Raw genomic sequence first — 8,943 nt, forward strand, 5'->3', positions numbered from 1 at the left:
AGTGGTAAAATCCTTTTAATATCTTATTTGACAGAAATCCCTAATCCACAACCCGCCTTCTCTGGGAGAAAGCCACGATTTTGCAGATCGACCGTTTTTTTGCATTAGTCCTACTGGTAAAACAAATTGCAATAATTAAGAATCGCAATGAATAACAGTTATCAAAGTCCAGGAATTGCGTTTTTGTTCTCAAACTCAAACAAAAAATTCTAGTTTGTAGGCGGGGTTTAAAATAGTATAGCAACAGGGGCGACAGCTATATCTCGATTACTTCACCTCTTTATAATCAACGCCATAACTCGTATCTCTCCCCGACAAATACGTCGTTTTCCCCGTTAAAGTCTCCAGAGTTTTTTTCGTTTCAGCCGAAGTAATCGTATTCAGCGGCACGCCCAACTTGCTAGCCAAACCAGCCGCCACGCCCACACCTTGTCCTTGATAAATATTCACCGTCGCAATTCGCCCGACAGATACCGCCATACCGACATAACCGGACGATCGCCCGACAATTGCTAAATTCTTGACTTTGCTAGCTAAAGCACTTTCTATCCCGAAATTATACACTGGCAGCGGCGGAATTCTCGCAGATAAATTCTTGACTCCGCCCCGCATATCGAAATCGTAGGAAAAACTGCCGATCGACTTTTCGGGTGCAGTTCCCCCTTTGATAATCTCCTTCCCCGTCAGCGGATCTACCACATCGCGAACGTTCAAAGTTTGCCTGATATAAACCTCGTCTGGAATAAATACTCTCACATCTTTACCAGATTTCTTTTGTAGCCATTGTTGGAGAGATGACATTTCTTTAACCATCTCAGGAGTTGGTTTTCTGCCGTTAGCTTCCATCTTCATTATTTGGTCAACTTGGTATTTAAACAGAAACCCATTCCACGACAGCGAATTATCTTTATAAACGCAGACATTGCCTTTATCAAAAAAGAATCCTTTATTTTGACTGAAGGGCAGATTTCTGTCTATGTGATACGCTGCACCTATGGCTACGCTTCTGATGTCGTAGCCGTCTGTATATGGCTGATAAATCGTACTCCAGAAATTCCTCATCCAGAATTTTGTACTGGCAGGATCTTTAGATTTTGTAATGCTTTCTTTAATCTTTTTTACTAAAGGGGTGTTGTAGAGAATTTCATCTTCTATTCTGTGGAAGTCGGACATCGTTATACCCGTAATTCTCGGAACTACAGAGACAGCTAAAGTTTCATTTTTTGATTTTATATTTTGAGATTCATATCCTGTATAATAAGATAATCCTGCTTTTCTAGCCAATTCTGCGTCTTGAGTTACGTCAATAAAAGAGTTGGCTTTAATTTTTAGATTGCTGCCTTTTACTTCGGCATATTCAATTTTTTTATCTACGACGCGGGGAGTAAGAGTTGAGTTGGAAATAACTCTGACTTTTGCTGCTGAAAGCATTTGCCTGAGAGCTCGATCTGCCATTTTTGGGTCTAAGCAAGATTCGGGCGCATTCGCTTTATCTAAGAATTCCTTAAAACATTGGGCGTAGGGTTGGCGATACCAACCGGGGATTTTATCTACATCGATGTAAGCTAAACCGCCGCGGGTGAGTAAGCCGCCCAAAGGATCTCTTCCGTAGTTCGATCGCACGATCGCAACTTTGCCCTTTGCGCCTAAAGTTTTCTTAGCCCATATCGCCGCACATATCCCCGCTACTTCATCGCCATATACTACTACATCGAACTTTGCCTCCGGTGATTTTTTGCGAGGTACGGGAGGCGGGCTGCTGGATTTTTGGTGCAGAGTTCCAGTGTCTAAGGTGGCACTTGCTGGGTTTCTATTTGCGATATAATTTTCTGCTTCTATGAAAGGTGGATAATTAAGTAAAAGTTTTACGGTGGCAAAGATGATTGCAATTGAAGCTAATTTCTTAAAAGTAGAGAGCATTCAGTTGACTCGTGGATAAATTTGCAATACCTGAAATAGCAGTTCAGGGTTTACGGAGTTGAATATAGCACGTTTAGATAGTTTCGACACAAGTTTAAATTTTCCGGGAACCGTGGTAAACGAATCTTCTCAATCCAAACCTGGTGATGCTGTGCTTGGCAGCCAAACTGCTACAATTACATCAATCACCAATTTAAACATAAAAAACATGACTTTTGATGCGGTTTTAAATCTTGTCAAGCACTTGTCTCTAGCCGAAAAATTACGATTGATTAAGTGGATTGTTCCTGAAATAGAACGAGAATTAGTTGTTGGGCCGACTCCCCGCAAATCATTGTGGGGTTTATGTGCTGACTTGGGAATTGCACCTTCTGCGACTGATATAGATGAAGTTCGCAGCGAAGAATGGGCGAATTTCCCAAGGGAGGATTTCTAATGCTGCGTGCTGTAGCTGATACTCATGCTGTGATCTGGTATAGCGGTTCTCAGAATGAGGTACGTAGTTGGGCTTGGGCCCTCTTAGTTTAGTGGTTATATAAGCTGTCAGTCATACCTCATCTTTTTGATAAAAGCTATATATCTTTTGGATCGCAATATCGCTCTGACTTCTGACTCGCAGCAACCAACCGCAGTCGATCGCGATTGTTGAGAAGTTACCAGAAGCTGTGCTTGATGATGTTGTTAGTTTTTTGGAATCTTTACCGTAGAAATCGCAGCTAGTAAAGTTCATGCTACTCCTTCAAATCATCAACATAAAATTCTTCAGCAACAATGTCCCAGCTAATCCATGCTTTTGGTTCTAGCAATACTCCTTCCACACCATACTCTTCATAAGCTATATTAGGTTCAGGCTCGCTTACGCGATCGAAAATTTTATTAGTTTCTTTGAAACCATCTGTTTTTGGATCTCCTGCATAAATAGAGAAAGTTCTTTGGGATGAGACTACATTTTTAAATATCAAACAACAGGCATCTGACATTGTATGACTATTTGCCAAAGGATGAGGAGGATAAATTTCCAGACCAGAATGTATGTCGATTTTTAGGTCATTACCTACAAAAGAGAATCCACTAATATTACTTTCTGGGAAGTGGATGTCATCGTAAAATCCTTTAACTAATACCATTATTGAACCTTCTCCAAAATTTTAGCACTTGTTTAACAGGAGAGTTGATGATTTTTTGAGAAAAAAAGTCACTCGGCGATTGAAATCAGGGCAACCACGGGGGGATTGCCCCTACAGCACAAACTTTCGTCCACGCGGACTGAAGAATGAAGATTGTTCATTTCTCCACAAAAAAAGAGGCGCGATCGCGCCTCTCAAATCTTTCATGTCAGGATTCTAAACACTAACAGCCACTTTCGCTTCCTTCGCAGTCAACTTCTCGTAAGTCGCCCGCATCTTCAATCCGACTAACACTTGGAACAAACCAGTTCCATTGTTGGAACCGGGATATTCGCGGTGCTGGAGCAACAGGTGAGTTAACTCACCTTCATACTTCACAGAAATCTTACTCAAATGGCTTTCGATGTAAATAACTTCTTCGAGATTCTCGAACTGACCGTCTACTTCCAAAATCGAGACTTCGTGACCGTAGAAAGCGTCAGGCCCGTAGTACATCTTAATTCCGGGATAGGAACAAGTCAGCTTGCGGCCGCAAGGAACCCAGTTAATTGTTGAACCTTCGTCAAACAAATACGCAGGCTCAAAATTGGCGACGCCTTCGCGCTGGATCATCTGCACCCGCAGAACTTTCCGCTCTTTGTCATCTTTGATCAAGTTGGTCGGCAACACTTGAATTACCACATCAGCATATTGCTTTTGCGGGTCGATGTAGGCTGTAAAATCAGGTTTGCGAGCATTGATCGCAAACAGCACGTCTTCGTACCGGTGGCCCCGTTCCGCCATGTCGCGCTGGATTTTCCAAGCAATTTTTACCTCGTCGCTGATGTCGAGGTAGACGCTGAAGTCGAGGAGCGATCGAACTCTCTCGTCGTACAGCGGGTGCAGTCCCTCAATTACGATCACGTGATTCGGCTCTACCCGCTCAGGAGGATCGAGCAGACCGGTTTCGTGGTTGTAAATCGGCTTGTCGATCGCGTGACCTTCTTTGAGGGCCTTCATTTGCTCGGCCATCAGGTCAAAATTGTTCGCTCTGGGGTCAAGGGCTGTAATCCCTGTTTCCTTGCGCTGCTTGCGATCGAGACAATGATAGTCGTCAAGGCAGATTACAGTCACGAAATCTTCCCCGAACAAATCTGTCAATCGGCGCAAAAAAGTAGATTTTCCGCATCCGGAATCTCCGGCAACGCCAATTAAAACCACGCGATCCGGCTTACTGGTCATAGTTTCCCTCTAACAAAATCACTGTTTACTAACTAACTCAAGTCTAGATTCCACAAAATTTAAGCCCGCAGATAGCGACAAGCAGGCTTTGTGCTGCTTTGCTACCCCGAGAGGATCGAGTTCTCACCAGCATACAGCAGTCAGTTGACTGCCTGCCCGGGAAGACCGAAGCAATCTTCAACGCAAGTAATTAATAGCTTGTAAAAGTATAGTCATTTATGTATGACATGGGAGGCGTGAATCCCTCCCCTTTCTTTTTTACTTCGAGCGGATTGACCCGCCTGGGCTGAACTACGCAGCTCCCTATCCCATCGCACAAGGCATTTGGGATTGCTTGGGGCATAAGATCGCAAGATCTATTTACACTAACTTTAGTAGTTAATCTTACCAGAATGCGATCGCCCGCTACAAACTCAACGTCGATCGATTTTAGATTTGAGATTTTAAATTTTAGATCGGAGAATTATTGAAGAATTGACCCCAGGCATAAATCCGATCGCAGGTTTATCTGATACCAGATTTTATCGATCCGCGCATGAATCCGGGGGCTTGTATCTTGGCTGCTTCCGGTGAATAGAATTCCTGTTTGTGCCCTTAAAGCCGCGATCCATCACCGGCACAAATCAAAACGACTTATCGGGGCTGCACCCTCGATCGGGTAAAATATTGGCAGTACGCAGACAACAATAGCTATAGGCCAACACCTGAACGCAGCCGGACTCGGCAAGCGTGATGTTCGGCTAATTGGAAATTCCAGACGCGAGCGATCGCAACTTGACACTCCCGCCGGCGTGGGAAGGCCCAAAGATTGGCGTGGCCAATTAGTCTAGATGGCCTTAAGAAAAAAGTAAATTGAGTCTAACGTCACATTCTCTCTCTTTATAACTCTGTATCGTGAAGGACAAGCAACAAATGTACAGCCCAAGCATATCTGGTGTAGCGGCCAACTCAGAATCAGGCAGCCGCATCTTTGTTTACGAAGTGGAGGGTATGCGTCAGAATCAAGCCACTGACCAAACAAGTCACCCGATTCGCAGTAGCGGCAGCGTGTTTATCTCCGTGCCCTACGATCGCATGAATCAAGAAATGCGAAGGATTATTCGCATGGGTGGCAAAATAGTCAGCATTCGTCCTTTAAATGGCGCTCCCGAAACTACTAATGGCAAAGTCGCACCAGAAGCAGGGCTACAGAGTCAGAAATCTGGAGAAAAAACTAAGCCCATGACCCAAGCAAAGGAAAAGGTTCAGGTTCCTGTTAACTTATACAAGCCGGCCAATCCCTATATTGGTAAGTGCATTTCTACAGAAGAAATGGTCAGAGAGGGCGGCGAGGGCACAGTCCGCCACGTCACCTTCGACATTTCTGGAGGAAATTTGCACTATCTCGAAGGTCAAAGTATCGGGATTATTCCCGATGGGACGGATAAAAACGGCAAACCTCACAAAATTCGGCTTTACTCGATCGCCTCAACCCGTCACGGCGACAACCTCGACGACAAAACAGTTTCTCTGTGCGTCCGCCGGCTGGAGTACAAACACCCAGAAACAGGCGAAAAAGTCTTGGGTGTTTGTTCGACTTTTCTCACCGGTTTGGAACCGGGGGCTGATGTCAAAATCACCGGCCCTGTAGGCAAGGAAATGCTGTTGCCCGACGACGAAGATGCCACCATTATTATGATGGCTACCGGTACGGGTATTGCTCCTTTCCGGGCTTACTTGTGGCGGATGTTTAAAGAAAACAATCCAGATTACAAATTCAAAGGTTTAGCTTGGCTGTTCTTTGGCGTTGCTTACACTCCCAACATTCTGTATAAGGAAGAGTTGGAGCAATTGCAGCGCGAGTTCCCCGATAATTTCCGCTTGACTTATGCCATCAGCCGCGAGCAAAAGAGTGCTGACGGCGGCAAGATGTACATTCAAAGCCGGATTAAAGAGAACGCTGACGAACTGTGGGAATTGGTTCAAAAGCCGAATACTCACACTTATATCTGCGGTTTGAAGGGTATGGAAGGCGGTATTGATGAGGGAATGTCGGCTGCATCTAGCAAGTACGATGTTGACTGGACTGCCTATCAGAAACAGTTGAAAAAAGACGGTCGCTGGCACGTGGAAACCTATTAATGTGTAGCCAGATTTAATCTCAGTTGTAGGGTGAGCAATGCTCGCCCTACAATTGTTTTAAACAGTTTTTAGTTTTGAGGGGCTTGAACGGCCTACAAAAAGTGTAAAATATACAGTAAGCTCACCGAAAAAGGGAGATAACTGACATGGTTATAACTTCTACCCAAAAACTCACCTTTGAAGAATATCTGAACTATCAGGGAGAATCAGGTGTTTGTTATGAATTATATCGGGGCAATCTAATCGAAATGCCAACACCCACAGCAATACATATCAAAATTTGTGAATTTTTGGTTTACCAGTTCCGGCGCTTCTTTGCAGCACACAACCTACCGCTAGTTGCAGTTGTCACTACCGCAGTCCGAACCGAGGAAAACTCTTCCCGCATTCCTGATGTGGTGATTTGCACTCAGAGTCTGTGGGAACAAGTCTGCGCGCAACCTGGTTCCGCAGTCTTGGACTTTGAAGAAAAACCGCTGTTAGTTATCGAAGTTACCAGTCAAAATTGGCGGGACGACTACATCCGAAAACGGGCAGAATATGACTTAATTGATATCCCTGAATATTGGATTGTAGATCCCGCTCGACCTAAAATACGAGTATGCAGCCGTCCCGAAAATGAAAGCAGTTATTCTCATCAGGAATTTTTGCCGGGAGATCGAGTTCAGTCTGTGCAGTTCGCTGAATTTATTCTATCGGTTAATGAAGTGCTATGTCCGCCCCTAGTTGAAGATTTAATTCGAGAAGAACAAGCACAGCTACAGCAACTCGAACAGCAAAATGTGCAACTCGAACAGCAAAATGTGCAACTAGAACAGCAAGTTAATTCAGAAAGGCAGCGTGCCGAAAGATTGGCGCAGCGGCTGCGAGAAATGGGGATAGACATGGATACAGAACTTTGAATTGTAATATCAAATCCGGTTAATTAGTCATGTAGATCCCCGACTTCTTAAAGAAGTCCGGGATCTGGGTATTGGGCTTACTTAATGACAAATTGCTTTATTATCATACAATGATTGTAGGTTAAGTGAGTTTCAACGGGTCAAAGTCGTGGCTTTCAAAATTGGTTTGCTAGGTTTGGGTACAGTTGGCGCGGGAACGGCAAAGATTTTGCTCTCCCCAGATGGCCGCCATCCGCTGTTGCAGGAATTGGAAATCTATCGGGTGGGAGTGCGCGATATTTCTCGATCTCGGTCTTTACAATTGCCAGAAAATGTGCTGACAACTAATCTGGAAGCGATCGCAACTGACCCGGAAGTTGATATTGTAGTAGAACTAATTGGGGGATTGGAACCGGCGCGATCGCTCATTTTACAGGCTATTGCCAGCGGCAAGCACGTTGTCACTGCCAACAAAGCAGTTATCGCCCGCTACGGTAATGAAATCTTCGAGGCAGCCAACAAAAAAGGCGTTTACGTAATGCTAGAAGCTGCTGTCGGCGGCGGCATTCCAGTCATTCAAAGCCTCAAACAATCTTTAGGTGCAAACCGCATTCAAACTGTCACCGGCATCGTCAACGGCACAACTAATTACATCCTGACGCGGATGCAAACAGAAGGCGCAGACTTTGCCGAAGTCCTCGCCGACGCCCAGCAATTAGGTTATGCTGAAGCTGACCCTACAGCAGATGTAGATGGATTAGATGCGGCCGATAAAATTGCTATTTTAGCCTCGCTAGCTTTTGGCGGACGCATCAAATTAGCAGATGTTCATTGCGAAGGTATCAGACAAGTTAGTGCTGCTGATATTGACTACGCCGACAAGCTGGGATTTGCGATCAAATTGTTGGCTATTGCTCAAGAAACCTCCCGCCACAATGGCGAGCAAGCTGAGGGAGAAAGCGAACTGCTGTCAATTCGAGTGCATCCTACTTTTGTGCCGAAAACTCATCCGCTAGCGAGTGTAAACGGGGTTTACAATGCAATTTTAGTCGAAGGAGAGCCGATCGGGCAATTGATGCTGTACGGGCGCGGCGCCGGTGCGGGCCCAACAGCTAGCGCCGTAGTATCCGACATCATGAATGTGGCGGCCATCCTGAAAACCGAAACTGTTCCGATTCCCCATCCTTTGCTGAGTTGCAGTCACCAACACTACTGCAAAATTGCTCCGATGCAGGAACTTGTTACTCGCTTTTACGCCCGTTTTCTGACGCGCGATACTCCGGGGGTAATTGGCAAACTCGGCACTTGTTTCGGCAATCACAAAGTTAGTTTGGAATCAGTTGTGCAGACGGGAATTCACGGCGATTTAGCAGAAATTGTCGTCGTGACTCACGATGTTAGGGAAGGTAATTTTCAACAAGCACTCGATGAAATTCGCGCGCTGGAAGCAGTCGATAGTATTGCTAGCACGTTGCGAGTTTTGTAAAAGTGATTTGGTTGGGGGGGTTTTACCTACAATATTTGCCAATAATTGACAAATCTCTAAAATCCGCCCTCGCCCAATGGTAAATCCCGATGTACATTTTGCGGATTTGGTAGGGGCGGGTTTCACATACAATATTGGCCAATAATTGACAATCTCTAAAACCCGCCCTCGCCCAACGATAAATCCC

At 45.1% G+C, this 8,943-nt stretch carries 8 protein-coding genes; 4 read left to right on the forward strand and 4 right to left on the reverse strand.

The genetic code is table 11. The features are described 5' to 3' along the window. Positions 1–267 precede the first annotated feature (267 nt). On the reverse strand, positions 268–1,920 hold the full coding sequence (locus QUB70_RS20450; RefSeq protein ID WP_332983073.1) for an FAD-dependent oxidoreductase: 1,653 nt from the start codon (positions 1,918–1,920) through the stop codon (positions 268–270). Between the two features lie 58 nt (positions 1,921–1,978). Here QUB70_RS20450 and QUB70_RS20455 point away from each other — a divergent pair, with 58 nt between their 5' ends. Then, positions 1,979–2,356, forward strand: coding sequence for a hypothetical protein (locus tag QUB70_RS20455; protein ID WP_332983075.1), 378 nt, complete (start codon positions 1,979–1,981; stop codon positions 2,354–2,356). 111 nt (positions 2,357–2,467) lie between these two features. Here QUB70_RS20455 and QUB70_RS20460 read toward each other — a convergent pair whose 3' ends face one another. From QUB70_RS20460 to QUB70_RS20470, 3 genes are all read right to left on the reverse strand, one after another. Beyond that, positions 2,468–2,650, reverse strand: a complete 183-nt coding sequence (locus QUB70_RS20460; RefSeq protein ID WP_332983076.1) for a hypothetical protein — start codon at positions 2,648–2,650, stop codon at positions 2,468–2,470. Between the two features lies 1 nt (position 2,651). After that, positions 2,652–3,047 (reverse strand): hypothetical protein, encoded by a 396-nt coding sequence (locus QUB70_RS20465; protein WP_332983077.1) that lies wholly within the window; start codon positions 3,045–3,047, stop codon positions 2,652–2,654. A gap of 216 nt (positions 3,048–3,263) precedes the next feature. Then, positions 3,264–4,268: a phosphoribulokinase gene (locus tag QUB70_RS20470; RefSeq protein WP_332983078.1), complete on the reverse strand. Its 1,005-nt coding sequence runs from the start codon at positions 4,266–4,268 to the stop codon at positions 3,264–3,266. A 912-nt stretch (positions 4,269–5,180) separates the two neighbouring features. On the opposite strand from QUB70_RS20470, the gene petH reads away from it, so the two are divergent. The 3 genes from petH (at position 5,181) to QUB70_RS20485 (ending at position 8,756) form a co-directional block, all read left to right on the forward strand. Next, positions 5,181–6,389, forward strand: coding sequence for a ferredoxin--NADP reductase (gene petH, locus QUB70_RS20475; protein WP_332983079.1), 1,209 nt, complete (start codon positions 5,181–5,183; stop codon positions 6,387–6,389). A gap of 146 nt (positions 6,390–6,535) precedes the next feature. Further along, positions 6,536–7,291 (forward strand): Uma2 family endonuclease, encoded by a 756-nt coding sequence (locus QUB70_RS20480; protein WP_332983080.1) that lies wholly within the window; start codon positions 6,536–6,538, stop codon positions 7,289–7,291. Between the two features lie 148 nt (positions 7,292–7,439). Further along, positions 7,440–8,756, forward strand: coding sequence for a homoserine dehydrogenase (locus QUB70_RS20485; RefSeq protein ID WP_332983081.1), 1,317 nt, complete (start codon positions 7,440–7,442; stop codon positions 8,754–8,756). Positions 8,757–8,943 lie beyond the last annotated feature (187 nt).

It is taken from the genome of Microcoleus sp. A003_D6, from assembly GCF_036702825.1.
In the GTDB taxonomy this organism is placed as follows: Bacteria; Cyanobacteriota; Cyanobacteriia; order Cyanobacteriales; family Microcoleaceae; genus Microcoleus.

Coding starts and splice junctions, on each gene's coding strand:
- QUB70_RS20450 (WP_332983073.1), bottom strand. CDS start 1,920: ATGCTCTCTACTTTTAAGAAATTAGCTTCAATTGCAATCATCTTTGCC.
- QUB70_RS20460 (WP_332983076.1), bottom strand. CDS start 2,650: ATGAACTTTACTAGCTGCGATTTCTACGGTAAAGATTCCAAAAAACTA.
- QUB70_RS20465 (WP_332983077.1), bottom strand. CDS start 3,047: ATGGTATTAGTTAAAGGATTTTACGATGACATCCACTTCCCAGAAAGT.
- QUB70_RS20470 (WP_332983078.1), bottom strand. CDS start 4,268: ATGACCAGTAAGCCGGATCGCGTGGTTTTAATTGGCGTTGCCGGAGAT.
- petH (WP_332983079.1), top strand. CDS start 5,181: ATGTACAGCCCAAGCATATCTGGTGTAGCGGCCAACTCAGAATCAGGC.
- QUB70_RS20480 (WP_332983080.1), top strand. CDS start 6,536: ATGGTTATAACTTCTACCCAAAAACTCACCTTTGAAGAATATCTGAAC.